Raw genomic sequence first — 20,500 nt, 5'->3', positions numbered from 1 at the left:
CCTGAACCATTCGTCCGGGGCATTCCCGGACGAATGGCGTGCTTGGCTCATGCTTCGCGGTAGGTGCCTTTTTGCTTGGCCGCATGGATGGCCAGCGCATCCATCAGCGTGGGCGAGAGGCTGTCGTAGGGCGCAAGGCCCAGCTTTTGCAAATGCTCGCGGATCGCGGGCATGCGCGACGGCGGCGTACCGCCTTCGATCAGAGACGACACGAAGGCGGCGAATCCCGGCGCCGCCCAGCCGGTTTGTGGCGACAGCTCGGTATGGACGAAGTCCAGGCCATAGAAGGCGTGGTCTTTGTTCTCGATGCGACCGAACAGGTGTGCGCCGCACTCCCGGCAGGCATGGCGCTGGATGGTGGCGCTTTCATCGACGATCTCGAGCTTCTCGCCGTGGGCGACGACGCTGACTTTGTCGCGCGGTGCGACGGCGACCACGGCGAACAGCGCGCCTTGCGGTTTCCAGCACTTGGTGCAGCCGCAGGCGTGGTTGTGCTGGGTCTGGGACTCGACTTTGACCTCGACTTTGTCGCTGTCGCAGAGGCATTGCAGGACGCCCCCGGCGAAGCCCGGCTGCTCGGCGGCGATGCCGTTGTCCACGCTGGGGTGGATGCTGATCGGATTCATGATGATGTCCCGGTAGTAGGGCGCGGTCTGCACCGCGCCATGGACGAGTGATGACTTCTAGTAGTGGACGACGGAGCGGATCGATTTGCCTGCGTGCATCAGCTCGAAGGCTTCATTGATCTGTTCCAGCGGCATGGTGTGGGTGACGAAGGGAGCGAGGTCGATCTCGCCTTTCATCGCATCCTCGACCATGCCCGGCAGCTGGGTGCGGCCTTTGACGCCGCCGAAGGCCGAGCCGAGCCAGCGGCGGCCGGTGACGAGCTGGAACGGGCGGGTGCTGATTTCCTGGCCGGCGCCGGCGACGCCGATCACCACCGACTGACCCCAGCCGCGATGGGCGCACTCGAGCGCGGCGCGCATCACGTTGACGTTGCCGATGCACTCGAAGGAGTGATCGACGCCCCAGCCGGTCATCTCGATGATGACTTCCTGGATGGGCTTGTCGAAGTCCTTGGGATTGATGCAGTCGGTCGCGCCGAAGCTACGGGCGAGGTCGAACTTCGACGGGTTGGTATCGATGGCGATGATCCGCCCGGCCTTGGCTTGGCGCGCGCCCTGGATGACCGCCAGGCCGATGCCGCCGAGGCCGAACACGGCGACCGAATCACCTTCTTGCACCTTGGCGGTGTTGTGCACCGCACCGATCCCGGTGGTCACGCCGCAGCCCAGCAGGCAGACATGCTCCGGGTTGGCCTCGGGGCTGATCTTGGCCAGCGAGACCTCGGCGACGACGGTGTATTCGCTGAAGGTGGAGCAGCCCATGTAGTGGTAGATGGGTTGTCCGTTATAGGAAAACCGGGTGGTGCCGTCCGGCATCAGTCCCTTGCCTTGGGTGGCGCGCACGGCCACGCAAAGATTGGTCTTGCCTGATTTGCAGAACAGACACTCGCCGCACTCGGCGGTGTAGAGGGGGATGACGTGATCGCCGGGCTTGACGCTGGTGACGCCTTCGCCGACTTCGACCACTACCCCTGCGCCTTCGTGGCCCAGTACGGCGGGGAATACGCCCTCGGGGTCATCTCCGGACAGGGTGAAGGCGTCGGTGTGGCAAACGCCGGTATGGGTGACCTTGATCAGCACCTCGCCCTTCTGCGGCGGGGCGACGTCGATCTCGACGATTTCCAACGGCTTGCCAGCTTCGAATGCAACGGCTGCGCGAGATTTCATGGTAGGCCCTCTTGTGGAAGAAGTGATTGAAGGTGCGTCAGCGAAGATAGGAGCGCACCAGGGAGACGACATCGTCGATGGACTTCTGCTGCGCTGCGTCGGGCTCTGCGAGATGACCGAACTCTTCCCGCAGGTGGCTCTCCAGCACGCCGGCCATCAACCCATTGATTGCACCGCGCACGGCTGCGATCTGCTGGAGCACCGGGCCGCATTCGGCCCCTTCCTCCAGCGCACGCTCTAGTGAATCTAGCTGACCGCGCACGCGGCGCACGCGAGCCAGGACACGTCGCTTCTCTTGCGCGGTGCTTGGCATGGGTTGCTCCTGGATACTGTAGGGGAGTATATGATGATACTCCCGGGGGGTATGTGGATCAACCACCCCGTCCGTATGATCAGCGGTCTTTGATTCGGGCCGTTTCGCCCTGTGGCGGTGACCAACGCGAAAAAAAACCGCTTGCCCATCGGTGATGAGCAAGCGGTGGTGTTGGACGCAGATGGCGTCGTTCAGAACGGATAAGGCTGGGCGGGATCCTCGAGCGTGATCCACTTGATCTCGGTGAACTCATCGATGACCGCGCGGCCGTCGAAGCGACCATAGCCGCTGTTCTTCATCCCGCCGTAGGGCGCCTGCGCCTCGTTTTGCACCGTGGCACCGTTGACGTGCACGCAGCCCGCCTGGATACGCGAAGCCACGGAGATGGCGCGGGTGAGGTTGCTGCCGAATACCGCCGCCGACAAACCGTACTCGGAGTCGTTGGCCACGCGCACGGCCTCTTCAGTGTCACGCACCCGCACGATGGTGGTGACCGGGCCGAAGGTCTCTTCGCCGTAGATGATCATGCCTGGCTTGACGTGGTCGACGATGGTGGCGTCCATCGCCGCGCCCTGCGCGTTGCCGCCGGCGACGATCTTGGCGCCTTTGTCCACCGCATCCTGGAGCATGTGGTTGAGCCGCTCGCCCGAGCCTGAGTTGACCATCGGGCCAAGCGCGTACCGATCGGGATTGGTCAGGTCGCCCACCTTCAGGTCCCGGGCGCGTGCGGCGAAGCGCTCGACGAAGGCGTCGGCGACCTTTTCGTCGACCACGAAACGCTCGGTGGACATGCAAATCTGGCCCTGGTAGAGGAAGGCGCCGAACATCGCTGCATTCACTGCGCCGTCCAGATCGGCGTCATCCAGTACCACGAACGGTGCCTTGCCGCCCAGTTCGAGCAGGCAGCGTTTCAGATGGCGTGCCGAGGTCTCGGCGATGATGCGGCCTACGCGGGTCGAGCCGGTGAAGTTGATCCGGCGCACGGCTGGGTGGGCGATCAGCGCTTCGGTCACCGCGGCCGAGCCTTCAGGCGAGGTGGTCAGGAAGTTCAGCACGCCGGCCGGCAGGCCGGCCTCGTACAGGCAGGAGGCCAGCAGGGCATGAGTGCGCGGGCTGTTCTCCGAGGCCTTGAGAATCACCGGGTTGCCGCAGACCAGCGGGTAGGCGATGGCGCGCGCGCCGAGCAGCACCGGCCCGTTCCACGGCACGATGCTCAGCACCACGCCGGCCGCCTGGCGGACGGTGAGTGACAGCGAGCCGGGCTTGTCGGTCGGCAGCGTCTCGCCTTGGATCTGCGTCGCCAGTCCGGCGGCCTCGCGGAACAGCGCGGCGGAGCCCAAGACGTTGAATCTGGCCCAGAGTTCCGGCGCGCCGACCTCAGCCGCCATGACCTCGCAGAACTCCGGCAGCTTCTGTTCGAGCAGGTCGGCCGCCTTGAGCAGCAAGGTGCGCCGCGTGGTCGGGCCGCTGGTCGACCAGGATGCGAACGCCTTGGCCGCCGATTCGGCCGCCGCGAGCGCATCGTTGACCGAGGCGGCGGCGGCGGTGGTCACCAGCTCCTGGCTGATCGCATGACGCCGTTCGAAGGTGGCGCCGTGCTCGGCTGGACGGGAGAGGTTGTCGATGACTAGTTCGGTTTGCATGTACTTCTCTTTGCTGGATGGTGGATGGGATCGTGGTCACTAGGGAGCGCTCAGGCAGCATCGATGATGCGCTGGATGAGTTCGGCAGTGATGTAGCGGATATCCAGGCGTTGATCGCAAAGCTGGATCCGCTCCAGCTACTGGTGATGTTGGACCACTCGATTCGTGCTTGATTCCAGCGCTGGCGCAGGAGGGCCGAGGTTCACGTTCGCTGCGATGATTGGGCTGCCTCGAGCGCTGCGCCTGCGGGACATCGTCCTTGGCGCGATACCTGGAGCAGCGCAGCGATGATGGATAGCCGTCGATAGGCCTGTGGTGGCATCTGGATAGACCCCTTCGGAGATGAGCGCTTTACGCGCGTTCTGGCGAGATGCGACCAAGTAGTATAAAGACGAGCGGTTGCTGGCAGAACCACCGTTTTGATAGGGTTCATATCGATTTGATATGGATTGGGTCGCGTCGTCCGCGCAGGTAGCGCGGATTGGCTTTGATTATACCTTTACCGATATGAAAATGGACCTCAAACGACTTCGTTATTTCGTCACGGTGGCGCGCCTTGGCAGCTTCACGCGTGCAGCCGAGGAGTTGCGCATGGCGCAGCCCCCGTTGAGCCAGCGCGTCCAGGAACTCGAAGCCGAGGTGGGTGCGCCGCTGCTGGACCGGGACTCGCGACCGCTGGTGCTGACCCCGGCCGGCCGGTTGCTTTACGACCAAGCGGTGCAAGTGCTGCAGAAGACCGAGGCGATGGTGACCAGCATGCGCCGTTTGCTCAGCGATGAGCGGGCGGTGTTCAACTTCGGTGTGGTGCCGGCCAACTTCCACAGCAGCCTGGCTAGCATCATCCGCGAGTATCGGCGTGTGCTGCCTGGCGTCGAGGCGCGGATCCTTGAGCTGAACAGCTTGGAGCAGGTGGACGCCCTGCGCACCGGGCGGATCGATGCGGGTATCAGTCGGGTAGAGGTGCCTGCCGAAGGAATCCGGCGGATCGTGCTGCGCGAAGAGCCCATGGTGGTGGCATTGCCGAGCGATCATCCGCTGGCGACGCTGGAGGAGGCGATGCCGCTGGCGGCGCTGAAAGACGAACCCTTCATCGTCTATGCCAGCAACCCACGCCCCAGCCTGGCCGATCACGTGCTGGCGCAGTTCGAAAGTCGTGGGGTCACGCTGTCGCGGACCATCGAGATCGACCAGTACGACACCGCCCTGATCCTGATCGCCGCGGGGACGGGGGTATCGATCGTACCCGCGTCCGCGCGCCTGGTGACCTCGCCTGGGGTTGCCTATCGGCCCTTGGTCGAGCACATCGCTTCGCCGATCATCTTCTGCCACCGCGAGGACGACGCTTCGTCCGAACTCCGTGCTCTCTACTTCGCACTCGCCCAGTTCCTCACCGAGTGTGGGCACCCGGTTCCCAAGGAGCTGAAGCTTCGCGCCGATACGGCGCTGAAGTGATCGCGCGATAGCGCGTGAGATTAATGACAAACCCCTTTTGACCCAGCGACGCTCTCGATCCTGGCGAGTCGAGAACCGTTTGGGTCCTAACGCACCTCTTGCTCGCTTAGATGCGAGGGGCGGTCCCCTCGCGCTCCCCCTGAAAGGGGGGCGCGCCGCCACGAGATCGCGAAACCCTGGCCGATCAATCGCTTGCCCTCGGGTCGGCGCGCATGGACGTCCCTGTCCGGGCGCGCCTTTTGCGACATCCATGTCGCAAACCCCGGTGCAATCGATTGCCGGCCAGCGCGCTCTCGGAGGCGGCTGGAAACCATCGTGGCATTTTCAAATACTTTGTCAGCAGTTTGTCGCGCGATAGCGCGTGCAATACCGGCTCAGGCGGCGAGAGTTGGCTGTCGTTGCCGATATCGAAAACGACCTGGGACGCCTTTCGGCGCCCCTGGTAGTTTTGCTTCCGGTGACCTCGTCGGGTCGGTCAGGGAGTGGCGCTGTCGGCGTCATCCGGCAGTGCGTAAGCGATGACGTAGTCGCCGCGATCCGGTGATTGCCGCGCGCCGCCGGCCGAAACGACCACGTACTGGCGGCCGCTCGCCGGCGATACGTAGGTCATCGGCGTGGCCTGTGCGCCGACCGGCAGCCGGCCTTTCCACAGCTCCTCGCCGGTTTCGATGTCCAGCGCACGCAGGTAGTAGTCCTGGGTGCCGGCGTAGAACACCAGGCCCGAGGCGGTGTTCACCGCGCCTCCGAGGGTCGGCATACCGAGCGGGACGGGTACGCTCGCCTTGATGCCGTTCACCACTGCGTCCTCGACCGTACCGGCCGGGCGCTGCCAGACCAGCGCACGCGTGTTGAGGTCGATCATCGAGAAAGTCCCCCACGGTGGCGCATGGCAGGGAATGCCGAGCGGCGAGGAGAGCGATGCATGGTCGACCACGAAGGGGGTTCCTTCCATCGGGTAGACGCTACCGACGCCGTGGCCGGCAGGCATCTGGGACTCGTCCAGTCCTTCGCGCGGGATCAGCTTGACGATCTGAGGCATACGGATGTCGTTGATGAACATGTAGCCTTCGTTCTCGTTGATCGAGACGCTGCCCCAGTTCATCCCGCCATAGTAGCCCGGATACAGCAGGCTGGGCTCAGTGGTCGGCGCGGTGAATTCGCCTTCGTAGCGCAGCTTGCGGAAGGCGATGCGGCAGGCGAGTTGATCGAAGAAGGTGGCGCCCCACATCGCCTGTTCGGTCAGCGGCTCGGTGCCGATGGACGGCATGCCCACCGAATACGGCTGCGTCGCACTGACCCAGTCGCCTTCCTGGTGCTCCTGCGGTACCGGCCTTTCCTCGACCTCGGCCAGCGGTGAGCCATCGCGCCGGTCGAGCATGAAGATCTGCCCGCGCTTGGTCACCTGGATCAGCGCCGGTACGGTGCCCCCGTTACCATCGGGCAGCTCGTAGAGCGCAGGCTGCGCCGGCACGTCATAGTCCCAGAGGTCGTGGTGCGCGGTCTGGAACTTCCAGCGCACGCGACCGGTGGCGAGCTCCAGGGCAACGATGGATGACGAGAACTCATCGGCCGCTGGAGAGCGATGGGCACCCCAGAAGTCCGGCTGCTGGTTGCCGGTGGGCAGGTAGATCAGGCCCAGCGCTTCATCGAAGGCCGGTGTGGACCACACGTTCGGGGTCGCCCGGGTGTAGGTGTCGCCCTCGGGTGGCAGCTTGGTGATCGCTGGGTTGCCGAGATCCCAAGCCCAGACCAGTTCGCCGGAGTTCGCATTGAAAGCGCGGACCACGCCGGAGGGCTCGTCGACCGAACGGCCGTCGAATACCCAGCCGCCGACGATCACCAGGTCCTGGACCACGGTGGGCATCGAGGTCGGGAAGTAGTAGGCCGGCTTGATCTCTCCCATGCCGACTTTGAGATCGACGGTGCCGCCCTGGCCGAAGTCTTCGCACAGCTCGCCGGTATCGGCGTCGAGCTCGATCAGGCGTGCGTCGATCGTGGTCAGGACGATGCGGCGGCGGCAGGCGTTCGCCGCAGCCGGCTGTGCAGCGGCAGTTTCCAAAAGCGCAGGTGCCGCGGCGTCATCGACGCTATCGGTGTCCGCACTCTCCAGCAGGGAGTTGGTGACCGCGCCCGGCTCGTAGTAGCCCACGCCGCGACAGCGGTTCCAGGTGTGAGTGTCTGGCGCCTGCGGATCGAAGCTCCATTTTTCTTCGCCGGTATCCGCGTCCAGTGCGAACACCTTGTTCATCGGTGTGCACAGGTAGAGGGTGTCGTCGATCTGGATCGGCGTGTTCTGGTTTTCCGAGAAGGGATTGGCGGGATCGCCGGTGCGGAAGGTCCAGGCGACTTCAAGGCCTTCGACGTTGTCACGGTTGATCTGGGTCTCGGGGACGAAGCGGGTTCCGTTCGGCGTGCGGCCGTAGTACTGCCATGCCGCCGGATCCGAAGATTCCGGCTCGCCGCTGTCCGCCAGCGAACCGATGCCGCCATTGCTGATCACCCCGTGGGGAACGAACATGCCAACCCCGCCAGCGACGAGGACCAGCACCAGGGCGGCTGAAAGGCCGCGCGACACGCCGCGCCCGCTGCCGCCGAGCAAGGGGGGCAGCAGCAGGGAGGCGATCAGCGCCAGCACCAGCATCGGCGCCAGACGCGGTACCAGCGGCCAGAAGCTCAGGCCGACCTCCCATAGCGCCCACAGCACGGTGCCGACGAAGACCAAGGCATACAGCCAGGCGCCGGCGGGCTTGCGCCGCAGGTAGAGGAAACCGGACACCGCCATCGCCACACCGGCGATCAGGTAGTACCAGGATCCGCCCAATATGACCAATTGCATGCCGCCCGCGGCCAGTGCGACGCCGACCAACGACAGCAGGCCGCCAAACACGAGCAGAGCCGTTTGCGAGCACTTGCGTGACGCACCGGATGGACTCTTGTTTCTTTCCCCTGACATTTTCGATCCCTTGATTATTGATACCGCCGATAGTGATCAACTCGCAGAATGCACATCCCTCCTGAAGCGGTGACGGCCGCTCAGCTACCGTCCGAAGAATCGTTGCCGAAGAGCTTGCCGGCGCCGGCCCAGTCCGAAGGGGCGACATCTTCGAAGATCACGTAGATGTAGTTCGGATCGGTGCCGGTGTTCTTGACGATGCTCTCGGTGATTTCGGCAGCGACGGCTTGCTTGGCTTTCGCATCTTTGCCTTCGAACCAACTGACGCGTACTACAGGCATGTTCAATCCCTCTCTTTGGGTGATGAAAGTGCCGAGTCATGATGAGCCGGCACATGGGAGTCGATCTTTTCTCGACCGACGGTTAGCGGAAGAAACCTTCGAAGGGCTTGAAGTAGACCGCACCGAATCCATCCAGCCTGGCTCGGGCGGCGGCATCGGGTTCGCCGTATACCGTTAGCCGCGTCACATCGACCAACGAGATGAAGCGTTCGCCGAACGGCGCGAACGTCTCGTCGACGTGGGACACGACCGACGCCGAGTCACGGTAGTGCTCGAAGATGTGAACGGCGCTTTCGTCGGCGTTGATGCTGTATTCGTAGGCCAGGGTAGTGGGTTCGGTGCGGGCAGCGACCACCGCTTCGGCCACCATCTGCTTGAACTCCTCGAGCCGGCCAGGCTTAGGGGCCAGCTCGAATACCATGTAAACGGCGTTGTTCATGGGTTTTCCTCATATTGATCAAGGGCGGATGAAGGCAAGGCGAGTCGGCGCTCGATCCTGGCCCAACCAGTGCCGGGGCGCCGGCCCTACTCGGGGTTTCTCACCCTTTGGTGAAACTCTCCGATTCTATTTGTTGTCAGGAGGTCGATAAACTGGCGTTTGGTCTATAATTGATAGACATAAATTCCACTATCGGTGTGCGCGCATGACTGGGCAAGCGGGGGTTCCGGATTCACTCTCAGGCATCGGCGCGTTCGTTGCCGTGGTGCGGGCCGGCAGTTTCACCTTGGCGGCCGAACGCCTTGGGGTCACCAAGTCGGCGGTAGGGAAAAGCGTCAGCCGTCTCGAGCGACGCCTAGGCGTGATACTCATCCGCCGGACCACGCGGCGTCTTCAGCTGACGCATGACGGCGAGGCGTACTTCCAGGCATGCGCCGCGGCGCTGGATGGGATAGCGGCGGCGGAGGCGCAGATCATGCCTTACGACGAGGTGCTGCGGGGGCGGGTGTACATCGACATGCCCATGGCCTTCGGCAAGAGCGTGCTGCTGCCCATCCTGCTCGAGATAGCAGCGCCGCATCCGGAGCTGGCTCTGACCATGAGCTTCAACGATGCAACGGTCGATTTGATGCGTGATGAGGCGGATCTCGCGATCCGGTTCGGCGAAGTTCCGGACAGCGGTCAGTTGATCGCGCGGAAATTGACCAGCCTCGAGCGGGTGATCTGCGCCTCTCCCAGCTATCTGAAAGCCCATGGTATCCCGATGAACCCTTCCGATCTCAACGGACACCGCTGCATCGTCGGGACGACCCACGGGCCTCCGCAGCATTGGACCGTGCGGCAAGGGGGGCGCGACACATGCATCACGCCGCCGGCCACTTATCAGCTGAGCGACGGGGAGTCGATCGTGCAGACCGCCGTGGCCGGGTTCGGGCTGTGCCAGATGCCGATTCCTCTGGTCAGGCCCAATATCGAGCAGGGGCTTCTCGTCCCCGTGCTCGAGGCGTATTCGGGCGTGATGGTTGACGTGAGCATACTCTGGGTCCAGCAGGCGACGCACGCGCCGAGGATCCGCTATGTGATCGATCGGCTCATGGAGTATGCGCAGCGAGGCGCCTTGGCTTGAACCGCGGCGCGTTAGCCTCAGCGCCTGACCTGCGGCGGCAGACGCTCGCCAGGGCGCGAGTCCCCTCCGTCATGGATGGCCATGTCGCTTGAACCGGCGTGGCGCCATCCACCAGATGATCAATGCGGCCAGCGCCAGGGCGGCACCGACGAAGCCGGTCGATTCCCATGGCAGGCCCGCCGTGATGGCCACGCCTCCCGCCCATGGGCCCAGCGCATTCGCAATGTTGAATGCCGCCTGGTTGGAAGCCGCCGCCAGGGTCTGGGCGCCTTTGGCCACATCCATCAGGTGGATCTGCATGATCGGGGCGAGGGTGCCCATCGTCCCCAGCAGCAACACGGCAGGGATGATGGTCAGGCTCGAAGTGGCGGCCAGGGGATAGATCAGTAGCACGACGAGCGCGCCAATCAGGCTGATGGCGACCGCCTGGCTTTGGAACCGGTCGAACAGCCATCCTCCGAGTTGCGCTCCGATCAGCGAGCCGACGCCGAACGCGGCCACCCCGAAGGGAATCCAGTTGGCGCCGACCCGGGTGGTATTCAGCATCGTCGGTGCGAGGTAGCTGAACACGCAAAACATCCCCGCGAAGCCGACCGCGCCGACGAGCAGTGCGAGCCAGACCGGCGCTGTGTTGAAATCTCGAAGCTCGGTCAGTGGACTGGTGGGCTTTTCCTTTCGATCAGTCGGAAGCGCCACTGCCACCAAGGCGACGGTGATCAGCGCACCGACCGTGACCGCGACGAAGGCGTACCGCCAGCTCAGGGTCTGTCCCAGGCTGACCGCCAAGGGGTTTCCCACCAGCAGCGCGAGCGTGATTCCCATCATCACCCGTGCCACGGCTGCGCCGCGCTGACCGGGCCGGGCGACCGATGCGGCGACCAGGGCCGCCACGCCGAAGAATGCGCCATGGGGGAGGCCGGAAATGAACCTGAAGACCAGCATCCAGTGGTAGCTGCCGGCCAGGCCGCTGAAGAGATTGGCGATGGCGTACGCGCTCATCAGCGCCATCAGCATCGTTTTGCGTCTCAGACGTCCTCCGAGAATCGCAAAAGTCGGAGCGCCGACCACGACGCCGAGCGCATAGGCGCTGATCAGATGGCCCACGGATTGCTCCGTGACATTGAAGTCGCTGGCGACGTTCGGCATCAGGCCCATGATCGAGAACTCACTGAGCCCGATGACGAATCCACCCATCGCCAGCGCGAATATGACCGCGACGTAGCGTTTTCCATCGAATGAGTGCTGTGCTTCGGTTACCGCTTCATTCATCTTGCCAGGCCCTATGATTTAACCATTGGCGAACGAGCGCCCGTCTCCTCGAGGATCGATCCGAGCGCCCAATCTGCCGGGTGCTGCCTATGGATGGAGGATCTCGGTTTCATTATGGGGAGAGCAAAGCCGCGCCCGACCGCCACTGTCAGATGGCGGTCGGGCGCGGCACGGCGCTCCAGCGTGCGCCGTGTTCAGGGCGTCAAGTCAGGCCGATTCGGGATCCTCGCCGAACAGCTTGCCCGCGCCCGCCCAATCGGAAGGTTTGACATCCTCGAAGATGACGTAGATGTAGTTGGGATCGGTTCCGGTGTTCTTGACGATGCTCTCGGTGATCTCGGCAGCGACGGCCTGTTTGGCTTTCGCGTCTTTACCTTCGAACCAACTGACACGGACGACTGGCATGGCGTATTTCTCCCGATGATGTGGTAACGCTGGGTTGGGTGGGGCGTCGATGTACGTTTCGGGCAATCGCAGTCGCCGTCACGTTCACCTCGATGTGGCTCGAGGGTTCGAGCCGGAGCTCGGTATGGTCAAACCAAGGGCGCAGGCGTCTCATCGCCTTCCCTGGCAACGCTGTCCTGGCACCTCGGTCCATCTCAGGGCGCTTCCTGCAAGAAAGTGCGCAGATCGGTAGTGAACTTGACTGGATTCTTGAACATCAGGAAGTGGTCGCCCTGTTCAGCCTCAGAGTAGACGAAGAGTTTCGAGCCAGGAATGGTCTTTTGCATCCATCGCTGGCTGGGCAGGTTGTTGCTGACCTCACCGCTGAAGATCGCCACCGGCACGTCGATCTTGTGCCGGATGACGTCGCGCCAGTCGTTGGTGATGTGGTCGAACAGCACTCGCCCTACCGCCTGGGGGTCGTTCTCGATGAAGGTGTTGGCGAACGCCTCGGAGTTCGCATAGTAGGGCGAGTCCATCGCCTGCGAGCGCTGCATTGGCAGCAGGTCGGTGATCAGGGTGTTGAGCGGCGCGCCCTGGGTGAAGCCCGCGACCATGCGTTCTGGAGAGGTGGTCGTGCCGCCGGCGTCCAGGCGCTCCTGTTCGCTCCAGTCCTCGTGGGCGTAGATCGAAATGGGCTCGTCGACGAATACCGCCTTGCTGATGTCATCGGTCCCGAACAGGTCGATGTAGCTCCACAGCACCGCGGCGCCCATCGACCAGCCGGCGTAGTCGGCCTTCTTGAGGCCCAGGTGGTCGCCGAACTCCTTGAGGTCCATGGCGAAGCGCGCGATACGGCCGCCGTGCTCGACGCGCTGGGACAGCCCCTGGTTGCGCGGATCGAGCACGTAGACGTGATAGTCCTTGCTCAGCAGGTAAAGCACGTTGAAATACTCAGCGCCGTTGGCCGACCAGCCCGGGATGAATACCAGCGGTTCGCCCTGGCCAGCCTCCCAGTAGGCCAGCTCGACGCCATCGGAGGTGGTGAAGCGGTTGATCTGCAAGCCGGGGAAATCCGAAAGCTTCTGCGGCAGCCCCTCGATCCGGTTGGGGAAGGTGTAGTCCTTGCCGAGCACCTGCAGCGCCGGTGCGGCGAGGGCGAGGGCGGAGGTGGAGGCGAGGGCAACCCCCAGGCCCAGGCTGAGTATCAGTCGTGGCAGCATGGCTTTAGTCCTGCAAGGAGTGGGCTCGCCGGCGAGCCCGGATGACGGTTCAGGCATGTGCCCAGGACGGTGCGGTGGTCGGGCCGGCGCCGAGGAAGAAGCCGAACTGGATGTTCATCATTCCGATCGGCTCGAGGAAGCGGCTGTTGCGCAGCGGCCCGGCATCGACCGCGACGAATCCCAACGCTTGCGCCAGTTCACGCACCTGCGCGGTGGCGGCGGCATCGTCGCCGGCGACGAACACCTGCAACTGCCTGCCGTCGCGAGCCTCGGCCGGAATCAGGTCGGCGAAGATCGTATTGAATGCTTTGACCACTCGCGCGGTCGGGGCGGCGGCCTGGGTTCGTTCCGCCGCTGAAGTGGTCAGGCCCACCACCAGGTCCTTGAAGTCCTCACTGACCGGATTGCTCACATCGATCAGCACCTTGGCGGTCAGATCGCCGGCCTCGGCCAGCACTGCGGCGACGGCTTGGTGCGGCAGCGCCAGGATCACCGTATCGGCGAGCTTGAACGCGGCGACGATACCGCCGCCTTCCACCTGTGGGCCAATCTCATGCGCCAGGGCCGCCGCCTTGCTCGGATCGCGATCACCGATCGCGACGTCGAATTTCGCTTGCGCCAGCGCGCGCGCGTAGGCTGCACCGATGTTGCCGGTTCCAATCACTGCGATCTTCATGGGAAACCTCGCATATTGGGTTGTTCAGACGCTTGAGTTCAGAAACTTCGGTTCGGCAAGCTCAGAGTAGATTTGATCCAATTATTGGTAAATGACTAAAATGATTGTTCATTACAAACGAAATGTTTCCAATGGATCGACTGACCAGTATGGCGGTGTTCGTCAAAGCCGTGGATCTCGGTTCGTTCAGCGCAGCCGCCGAGGCGCTGCAGATGTCGCCGCAGCTGGTGGGGAAGCACGTTCGGCTGATCGAGCAACGCTTGGGGGTGCGTCTTATCAACCGCACCACGCGACGCCAAAGCGTGACGGACTTCGGCCAGGCTTTCTACGAGCGCTCCAAGATCATCCTCGCCGAAGTCGAAGTGGCCGAGAGCATGGCGGCCGAGACGCGCGCCTCGCCTACGGGGAGGTTGCGCATCAATGCCCCGGTGAGCTTCGGCATGCGGACGCTGGCCGAGCGCCTGCCCGAGTACATGCAGCGCTACCCGCAAGTGGAGGTGGAGCTCAGCCTGAGCAATCGCGCGGTGGACCTGATCGACGAGGGCTACGACGTGGTCTTCCGGGTCGGGGAGCTGTCCGATAGCGGCCTGGTCGCTCGACCCCTGGCACCCTATCGCCTGGTGCTGTGCGCAGCACCCAGCTATCTCGAGGGCCGGCCGCCTCTGCTCACGCCATGGGACTTGCAGCAGCACGACTGCCTGGGCTTCGCCCATACGGAGCTGCGCACCCACTGGTCCTTCGACGGGCCGGACGGGCGTGTCGTCGTGCCGGTGCCTGCCCGGCTGATGGTCGACCATGGTGAGCCCTTGCTCTGCGCTGCGCTTGCCGGCATGGGCATCCTGCTGCAGCCGCTGGAACTGGTCGGCAGCGCGCTGGCCGATGGTCGCTTGGTGCGTTTGTTGCCAGCCTACCAAGCACCGTCGCGGCCGATGCACGTGCTGTATGCCCCTGACCGACGCCTCACGCCGAAGCTCAGGAGCTTTCTTGATTTCGCCGTTTCCGCGTTCGGCGCCGAGTCCTTTGCGCACGACATCCCGGGAGCCGTTCGCTGACGCCAGCACGCGGGCCTCATTTCAGAGCATGTAAGGCTCGCGCCGCAGACGTTCGACGCACCTTTGCTTGGTGGGGAAATATCGATGGCCTGGAAGAACCGCAAGCATCGGCTCAACCTCGGCTTGCAGTTCGTCCACTTTGGTCTCGCTATTTATTGGTAGTTCGACGCTTCAGTCGCCCGGCTTGAATGTTTTGATTGTTTTTCAAAACGAATAGCGATAATACAGGCTGTATGATTCGATTCCTTCATTAGGGCTCGCTAGATCGGCATTCGAGTAGTGCATAGCGCGTATCCCGATGACGTGATGAACAGCGAACTCGACGCCGGCGCCGATCCGATCTTCGAATGCAAGGCGTGATCCAAGGTCTCGATCGCCGACATGAGTGCCGCTGAATGCGGCAGCACCGATGCCTGCTTCGATGAATGGGGTGAAGCCATCGGTGTTGAATCGATAGACGAACACCGGGCTGAAGGATATCGAATAGCGGTCAGGCGCTGCATCACCCTCTTCCCAGTAGGTCAGTCCCAGGTCCCAGTATCCGCCGAGCTCGCCGCGCTGGCTTTGCAGCCAACGATTATCCCATTCTCGGCCGTATGCCAAGCGCAAGGTCGTATCGGACTGCCCGGTAATACCGGGCGCGATGGTCACGTTGCCGGCGTACGTCGAAACCCACGGCAGGCAGGCGAGGGCTGCGATGCCGAGTGAAAATGCATAGCGCATAAGGTACCAACTCCTCGTGTCCTTGGTTTTAGTGCACAGAATCTAGCACGAAATTATTAGCGGACTAACAAAAAGTTCATGGCAGCCGATGCTCTGCCGCCGGCGCCCGGTGCGCTGCTCCGCACGGTTGCCTCGAGTGCGTCGGATCGATGGCTCGAAAACGCATCATATCCCGCTATGGCGGCCATATGGTGCTCTGGGGACGGAATTCACGCTCGGCCGTCGCAGATCGACATCGATGACCTGGACGGCACCTGGCGACGATGAACGCGCTTGAATGACACGCAGGAGGGAAGGCCTATACGCGCCTGGGTTCAGGATTCATCCACGTGCTCTTTCAGTTCCAGCCGGGATGATCCGTGTCTTCGAGGTGACTTTCTTCTTTCCCGATGGGCAACGGATCGTATCCATTTCTTCACCGTCAGTCGTTCCCAAGGGCTCGAGAACCGCTTTGTATCGAACGACTCGGGCAGCAGTTCGCCTCCCTCTTCGCTGGGCAGGATGAAGACACGTTGGGCGCCTACCGGCCGGTCTTCGCTACTGTATATCGCGATGACACGTATTTCGATTCTATCGAATAGCAGATCTTGTGCGTTTTTATAGGTGGATATTATGCCGTCGTTTTCTCTCAATACTCGCTCGTAGAGCGCTCTATAAGTGCCTATCCTTTTCGTTTGACCACTCTCCAGAGGGCCTTGACGGGTTTCGTTTTCGAGCGACAAATCATCCTCTTTGTCGCTAGGAAGCTCGAACTCGGCAATATCCGCGGTGACACAGCCTTTTTCGGAGTGCAGGGTGACCAGAATGTATTCGATGAAGATTTTCTCAGAGCTCATGTTGCTCAACAGGCATATTGAGTCCAGGTTTCTCGATCGACTTCGATTGATCAATATTCTCGGACGCCGCTGTCGGGCAAAATTCTGATATAGAAGTTGTGCATAAAACAGCCATACGCACAAGGTGGCAATCCCGTTGATGACCAGCAGTGCGCCTGAGTTTTCATTGATCCAGTTGATCATGTTCCATCCTTGGTCTTTAGCTTCTCCACGGTAGAGATCCATAGCGTAGGAAGGTTCCATGGATGGCGCTCGTTCCTTGACCTCACCCGATGTCTCCGGTGCGAGTACACAATCGTTCGGTTCGGCGTCGGTGACTCAAAGGACCCATGCGCTAGTGAGGATCGCCCATCCGGCTAATGCCGTCGTTGGGACTAATTTTCCGCTAATCAAGACAGTAAGACTTTGTGTCATCATGTGGATCGAATGATTATCTGGTGATCCGTATGGAAGGCTTCGTTTTTGCGCTCATATCATTTTTCATCATTGGCCCTCTCCAGCAAACGGTAGAGAACAATATCGAGGAAATGGGGCTTACGCAGCAAAGCGCGCGGCAGGTAGTGCAATGCTTGAGTGAGGATTACCAGGAAATCTACCAAAGGGCCGCTTCCGATATCTGGAGAACGGCGACGATTGCGTTCACGCTCTGGACGGGCATGGTCGATGCGAACGATGCCCTGGAATCCATCGCCCCGTCATGCACTTTCGTGCCTGACGACAAGGCCGTGGAATCGTGACGCTCGGCATTCTTTGCTGATCCACAATGCGCCTTCGGCATGCAAGGCCTATATTGGGCTTATCGAGTTCAAGTTGATGCAGGAGGTGATATGTCTGTATTGGAAAGGCTGGCAGGCAACAAGAACGTGGCACGTGGCGCGCTGCGCCAGCTGTCGCTCGCTGAGCTTGAGAAGCTGGCCACGACCTTCGACGAAGTTTGGCAGGAAAAGGCCGAGGAGCAGCAAGCGTTGGATGCCGCCGTGGATGAAAAGAAAAAGCAGCTGGCCGCTATTCGGGCTCAGTTGGAGGCGCTGGGTATTTCTCCGGAAGAGCTGAAACCAGCCAAACGGCGCCCAGGTCGTCCTCGCAAGAGTTCCTCATAGTCAGCTTGCGCCGGCGGATGGGGTATGAGGTGCGGAGAGTTGCGCTGAGCGCTCATACGCTATGTAGGGTGTTATTTTTCTCTAGGTGATCAAATGTTATTAATGTTCGCCGCCTTGGCAGGCTATGGTTTTCGAGCGGGGCTATTCGAGGAGTAACTCTAAGGATGGAGGAGCTAGATTCTGGCTCGACCATCGCGTGAGCCAGACCGTGCAAGGATTTTGCCGCATAGCCCCGCACCCTATTCAAAACCCAGCCTTCACCGGCTGGGTTTTCCCGTTTCATAGGCCAAGGTTTCTAATTTCTTTCTGCCAAGGCCCGCCTGCCTCTCTCGATGGCCTCGCCGCCGCTCGATCCCTCGACTGGCGTTCCCGACTGTTGTGTCGAACCGGCTCGTTGGCGTGTAGGAACGCCGCTCGGGACGAACGGGGGAGAGATTGGTGCTGAGCCCCGGCCTCGGCGCGGCCGCTCGATCCCTCGACTGGCGTTCCCGACCGCTGCGTCGAATCGGCTCGTTGGCGTGTAGGAACGCCGCTCGGGACGAACGGGGGAGAGATTGGTGCTGAGCCCCGGCCTCAGCGCGGCCGCTCGATCCCTCGACTGGCGTTCCCGACCGCTGCGTCGAACCGGCGTGTTTGCGCGTGGGAACGCCGCTCGGGACGAACGGGGGACAGATTGGTGCTGAGCCCCGGCCACGGCGTGGCCGCTCGATCCTTCCACTGGCGTTCCCGACTGTTGTGTCGAACCGGCGTGTTCGCGCGTAGGAACGCCGCTCGGGACGAACGGGGGAGGGCATGCGCGTGCAAGGCGGGAATAGCGGTTGAGCAGCCTACGTTGAGCTGCTCAATAATAAGATTTATCGAATATTATTATTAGTAAATATTTGTTCGGTTCGTTGCATGTCTCCGTTAGCTTGAAGAGCCGGTTGAGATCAGTAGACGCTCATTGTGAGCTGCTCACACATCCACCAAGGCCTTCCCAATGCCCGACGCTGACCCTTCGCTCACTGCGGTGCCCAGCTCTCAGGGTGATGCCGCGTACAGGCGCATTCGTCGAGATATCCTCAGCTGTCGTTTACTGCCTGGATCGAGGCTCACCGAGCCTGAATTGATGGATGTCTATGGGATCGGCAAGAGCAGCTGTCGCATCGCACTGACCCGCCTGTGTCATGAGCACTTGCTCGCATCGCTGCCACGCAAGGGCTACCAGGTCGCGCCCGTCACGGTCAAGGACGTCGAGGAGGTGTTCACCCTGCGCGCGCAGTTGGAGCCGCTGGCGGCGAGACTGGCGGTGGAGAGGGTGGATATCGAGCGGCTGCGAGTGCTGGAGGCCGCTTGCCGGGTCATGCATCCGGCGCCGCTGCCTGAGCAGATAGATGTGTTCATGGATGCCAACAAGGCCTTCCATCTCGAGATCGCCCGGGCGGCCGGCAACGAGCGGCTGCTGCGTACCCTTTCGGGGCTGATGGATGAGATGACCCGGCTGGTGGCGCTGGGCTTCAACGTGCAGGGCACCAAGCCTGAGATCAAGCACGACCACAATGCGATGATCAAAGCCTTCGAGGAGCGGGATGGGAAGCGTGCCGAGCTGATCGCGCGCCGGCATATCGAGACCTTCCAGGCGATGACCCTGGAGAAGGTGTACGCCAGCCTGAGCGAGTCGGGTGTCTCGCTGCCGCTGCTGATGGCGAGATTCTCTTGATGAATGCGCCGTCTTCTCTGGCTCTCGCCGTGCCGGCGCTCTCGTTGAAGGATATCGGTAAGCACTTCGATGGCCTGGAGGCGCTGCGCGGCATTTCGCTGGATGTCGCCAAGGGAGAGATCGTCGCTCTGCTCGGTACCTCCGGCTGTGGCAAGAGCACTCTGCTCAATATCGTCTCAGGGCTGCTGCCGGCCGACCGCGGCGAGCTGCGTATCGATGGCCAGCCGGCGGCCAGCTTTCGCGACTGGCGGCGGATCGCCTACATGTTCCAGGAAGACCGCTTGCTGCCATGGCGCAGCATCCGGGCCAACGTGGCGTTCGGCCTGGAGGCGGAGCGTTCGCGGCGCGCCGAGCGCATCGTCAAGGCCGAGCAGGCGCTGCGTCTGGTCGAGCTCGATGGCTTCGCACGCGCCTGGCCGCATCAGCTCTCCGGCGGCATGCGCAGCCGGGTGGCGCTGGCGCGCAGTCTGGTGGTGGAGCCGCAGATCCTGCTGATGGACGAGCCGTTCTCCAAGCTGGACCCGCAGACGCGAGCGCAAATGCACCAGGAGCTGCTGCGCCTGCAGCGATTCAAGAACATCACCGTGGTGTTCGTCACCCATGACGTGGAAGAGGCGGTGGTGCTGGCCGACCGCGTGGTGGTGCTAGAGCCGCGTCCTGGCCGCATTCGTGCGATCAAACCGCTCGATTTGCCGCGTCCGCGCATCCCGACGGACCTGGCGGTGAGCGAGCAGGTTCGCCAGCTGCGGATGGCGCTATGACGATGGAGACCGCGAAACGCATCGTCAGTCTGCTGCTGCAGCGTGGCGTCTTGATCGCCGTGTTCCTGCTGCTGTGGTGGTACGCTGCCGTGCAGCTTCCTTCCTTCGTGCTGCCGGGGCCCGAGCGGGTGTTCTCTGCGCTCGTTGGCCTGGTGCACAGCGTCACCTTCCTGCATGACCTGGGCGCCACCATGGGCCGGGTGTTCAGCGGTTTCGTCCTGGCCACGCTGATCGGCACGCCGCTCGGCCTCGCGCTGGGGTCGAGCCGGGCGCTGGCGCGCTTTTTCGAGCCGATCCTCGCGGTGCTCAACACCGTCTCCTCGGCGATCTGGGCGATCTTCGCGATAATCTGGTTCGGTATTTCGGACGCGACCACGATCTTCGTGGTGTTCATGACCGCGATGCCATTGATCCTCACCAATGTCTGGCAGGGCGCGCAGACCGTGGAGCGCCAGTTCATCGACCTGGCGCGCTCGTTTCGCATGTCGCGCTGGCAGGTCCTGGTGAAGATCTCGCTGCCGAGCATCCTGCCTTACTTCTTCTCCGGTGCGCGTCTCGCATTCGGCTTCGGCTGGCGCGTGTCGCTGGTGGCCGAAACCCTGGGCGCGTCCGACGGTATCGGCTATCGGCTTCGGCAGGCCGCCGACCTGGTCCAAAGCGATCAGGTGTTCGCCTGGACGCTGCTATTGGTCGCGCTGATGCTGCTGCTCGAGGCGGGCGTGCTCAAACCGCTGGAACGCTGGTTGTTTCGTTGGAAAACCCCTAGTCGCTGATCGT

General features: G+C 62.5%; 22 protein-coding genes. 9 read left to right on the top strand and 13 right to left on the bottom strand.

Going from position 1 to position 20,500, the window contains the following annotated elements:
* Positions 1-47 precede the first annotated feature (47 nt).
* From gfa to Q376_RS0111690, 4 genes are all read right to left on the bottom strand, one after another.
* Positions 48-626 (bottom strand): S-(hydroxymethyl)glutathione synthase, encoded by a 579-nt coding sequence (gene gfa, locus Q376_RS0111705; protein ID WP_027350477.1) that lies wholly within the window; start codon positions 624-626, stop codon positions 48-50.
* A 57-nt stretch (positions 627-683) separates the two neighbouring features.
* Positions 684-1,793 (bottom strand): S-(hydroxymethyl)glutathione dehydrogenase/class III alcohol dehydrogenase, encoded by a 1,110-nt coding sequence (locus Q376_RS0111700; protein WP_027350476.1) that lies wholly within the window; start codon positions 1,791-1,793, stop codon positions 684-686.
* A gap of 37 nt (positions 1,794-1,830) precedes the next feature.
* Positions 1,831-2,106 (bottom strand): formaldehyde-responsive transcriptional repressor FrmR, encoded by a 276-nt coding sequence (frmR, locus tag Q376_RS0111695; RefSeq protein WP_027350475.1) that lies wholly within the window; start codon positions 2,104-2,106, stop codon positions 1,831-1,833.
* 191 nt (positions 2,107-2,297) lie between these two features.
* The gene (locus Q376_RS0111690; protein WP_027350474.1) at positions 2,298-3,749 is read right to left on the bottom strand and encodes an aldehyde dehydrogenase; all 1,452 of its coding nucleotides are present in this window, start codon (positions 3,747-3,749) and stop codon (positions 2,298-2,300) included.
* A gap of 32 nt (positions 3,750-3,781) precedes the next feature.
* On the opposite strand from Q376_RS0111690, the gene Q376_RS24840 reads away from it, so the two are divergent.
* Together Q376_RS24840 and Q376_RS0111680 are read left to right on the top strand one after the other, a co-directional pair.
* Positions 3,782-3,922, top strand: a complete 141-nt coding sequence (locus tag Q376_RS24840; RefSeq protein ID WP_155834329.1) for a hypothetical protein — start codon at positions 3,782-3,784, stop codon at positions 3,920-3,922.
* Between the two features lie 271 nt (positions 3,923-4,193).
* On the top strand, positions 4,194-5,201 hold the full coding sequence (locus Q376_RS0111680; protein ID WP_081803524.1) for a LysR substrate-binding domain-containing protein: 1,008 nt from the start codon (positions 4,194-4,196) through the stop codon (positions 5,199-5,201).
* 475 nt (positions 5,202-5,676) lie between these two features.
* Here Q376_RS0111680 and Q376_RS0111675 read toward each other — a convergent pair whose 3' ends face one another.
* From Q376_RS0111675 to Q376_RS0111665, 3 genes are all read right to left on the bottom strand, one after another.
* Entirely contained in the window at positions 5,677-8,154 is a 2,478-nt protein-coding gene (locus tag Q376_RS0111675; protein ID WP_052365177.1) for a membrane-bound PQQ-dependent dehydrogenase, glucose/quinate/shikimate family, read from the bottom strand.
* 80 nt (positions 8,155-8,234) lie between these two features.
* Entirely contained in the window at positions 8,235-8,435 is a 201-nt protein-coding gene (locus Q376_RS0111670) for a tautomerase family protein (RefSeq protein ID WP_027350471.1), read from the bottom strand.
* Positions 8,436-8,517: 82 nt separating this feature from the next.
* Positions 8,518-8,874, bottom strand: coding sequence for a putative quinol monooxygenase (locus tag Q376_RS0111665; protein ID WP_027350470.1), 357 nt, complete (start codon positions 8,872-8,874; stop codon positions 8,518-8,520).
* A 205-nt stretch (positions 8,875-9,079) separates the two neighbouring features.
* On the opposite strand from Q376_RS0111665, the gene Q376_RS0111660 reads away from it, so the two are divergent.
* Entirely contained in the window at positions 9,080-10,000 is a 921-nt protein-coding gene (locus tag Q376_RS0111660; protein WP_027350469.1) for a LysR family transcriptional regulator, read from the top strand.
* 69 nt (positions 10,001-10,069) lie between these two features.
* Here the strand turns inward: Q376_RS0111660 and Q376_RS0111655 are convergent, their stop codons facing one another.
* The 4 genes from Q376_RS0111655 to Q376_RS0111640 form a co-directional block, all read right to left on the bottom strand.
* Complete coding sequence (locus Q376_RS0111655; protein WP_027350468.1) at positions 10,070-11,269, bottom strand: MFS transporter; 1,200 nt, start codon at positions 11,267-11,269, stop codon at positions 10,070-10,072.
* A 207-nt stretch (positions 11,270-11,476) separates the two neighbouring features.
* Positions 11,477-11,674, bottom strand: a complete 198-nt coding sequence (locus Q376_RS0111650; protein WP_027350467.1) for a tautomerase family protein — start codon at positions 11,672-11,674, stop codon at positions 11,477-11,479.
* A gap of 194 nt (positions 11,675-11,868) precedes the next feature.
* Positions 11,869-12,876: an alpha/beta fold hydrolase gene (locus Q376_RS0111645; RefSeq protein WP_027350466.1), complete on the bottom strand. Its 1,008-nt coding sequence runs from the start codon at positions 12,874-12,876 to the stop codon at positions 11,869-11,871.
* 49 nt (positions 12,877-12,925) lie between these two features.
* The gene (locus Q376_RS0111640) at positions 12,926-13,552 is read right to left on the bottom strand and encodes an NADPH-dependent F420 reductase (protein ID WP_027350465.1); all 627 of its coding nucleotides are present in this window, start codon (positions 13,550-13,552) and stop codon (positions 12,926-12,928) included.
* Positions 13,553-13,683: 131 nt separating this feature from the next.
* Here Q376_RS0111640 and Q376_RS0111635 point away from each other — a divergent pair, with 131 nt between their 5' ends.
* The gene (locus Q376_RS0111635) at positions 13,684-14,604 is read left to right on the top strand and encodes a LysR family transcriptional regulator (protein ID WP_027350464.1); all 921 of its coding nucleotides are present in this window, start codon (positions 13,684-13,686) and stop codon (positions 14,602-14,604) included.
* 204 nt (positions 14,605-14,808) lie between these two features.
* On the opposite strand, the gene Q376_RS0111630 is transcribed toward Q376_RS0111635, so the two are convergent.
* On the bottom strand, positions 14,809-15,327 hold the full coding sequence (locus Q376_RS0111630) for an acyloxyacyl hydrolase (protein ID WP_027350463.1): 519 nt from the start codon (positions 15,325-15,327) through the stop codon (positions 14,809-14,811).
* A gap of 314 nt (positions 15,328-15,641) precedes the next feature.
* The gene (locus tag Q376_RS22420) at positions 15,642-16,406 is read right to left on the bottom strand and encodes a hypothetical protein (RefSeq protein WP_155834327.1); all 765 of its coding nucleotides are present in this window, start codon (positions 16,404-16,406) and stop codon (positions 15,642-15,644) included.
* A gap of 203 nt (positions 16,407-16,609) precedes the next feature.
* On the opposite strand from Q376_RS22420, the gene Q376_RS0111620 reads away from it, so the two are divergent.
* From Q376_RS0111620 to Q376_RS0111600, 5 genes are all read left to right on the top strand, one after another.
* The gene (locus Q376_RS0111620) at positions 16,610-16,900 is read left to right on the top strand and encodes a hypothetical protein (protein WP_027350462.1); all 291 of its coding nucleotides are present in this window, start codon (positions 16,610-16,612) and stop codon (positions 16,898-16,900) included.
* Positions 16,901-16,990: 90 nt separating this feature from the next.
* On the top strand, positions 16,991-17,263 hold the full coding sequence (locus Q376_RS22415) for an H-NS family histone-like protein (protein WP_052365174.1): 273 nt from the start codon (positions 16,991-16,993) through the stop codon (positions 17,261-17,263).
* 979 nt (positions 17,264-18,242) lie between these two features.
* Complete coding sequence (locus tag Q376_RS0111610) at positions 18,243-18,962, top strand: GntR family transcriptional regulator (protein WP_027350461.1); 720 nt, start codon at positions 18,243-18,245, stop codon at positions 18,960-18,962.
* Positions 18,962-19,723 (top strand): ABC transporter ATP-binding protein, encoded by a 762-nt coding sequence (locus Q376_RS0111605; RefSeq protein WP_027350460.1) that lies wholly within the window; start codon positions 18,962-18,964, stop codon positions 19,721-19,723. The genes Q376_RS0111610 and Q376_RS0111605 overlap by 1 nt, the downstream gene beginning before the upstream one ends.
* On the top strand, positions 19,720-20,496 hold the full coding sequence (locus Q376_RS0111600) for an ABC transporter permease (RefSeq protein WP_211266658.1): 777 nt from the start codon (positions 19,720-19,722) through the stop codon (positions 20,494-20,496). Before Q376_RS0111605 ends, Q376_RS0111600 begins: the two co-directional genes overlap by 4 nt.
* Positions 20,497-20,500 lie beyond the last annotated feature (4 nt).

The sequence above is a fragment of the Halotalea alkalilenta DSM 17697 genome (genome assembly GCF_000621205.1).
GTDB classification, from domain to species: domain Bacteria; phylum Pseudomonadota; class Gammaproteobacteria; order Pseudomonadales; family Halomonadaceae; genus Halotalea; species Halotalea alkalilenta.
The sequence above is the reverse complement of the archived record's forward strand: the minus strand, read 5'-3'. Positions and strand labels throughout refer to the sequence as shown.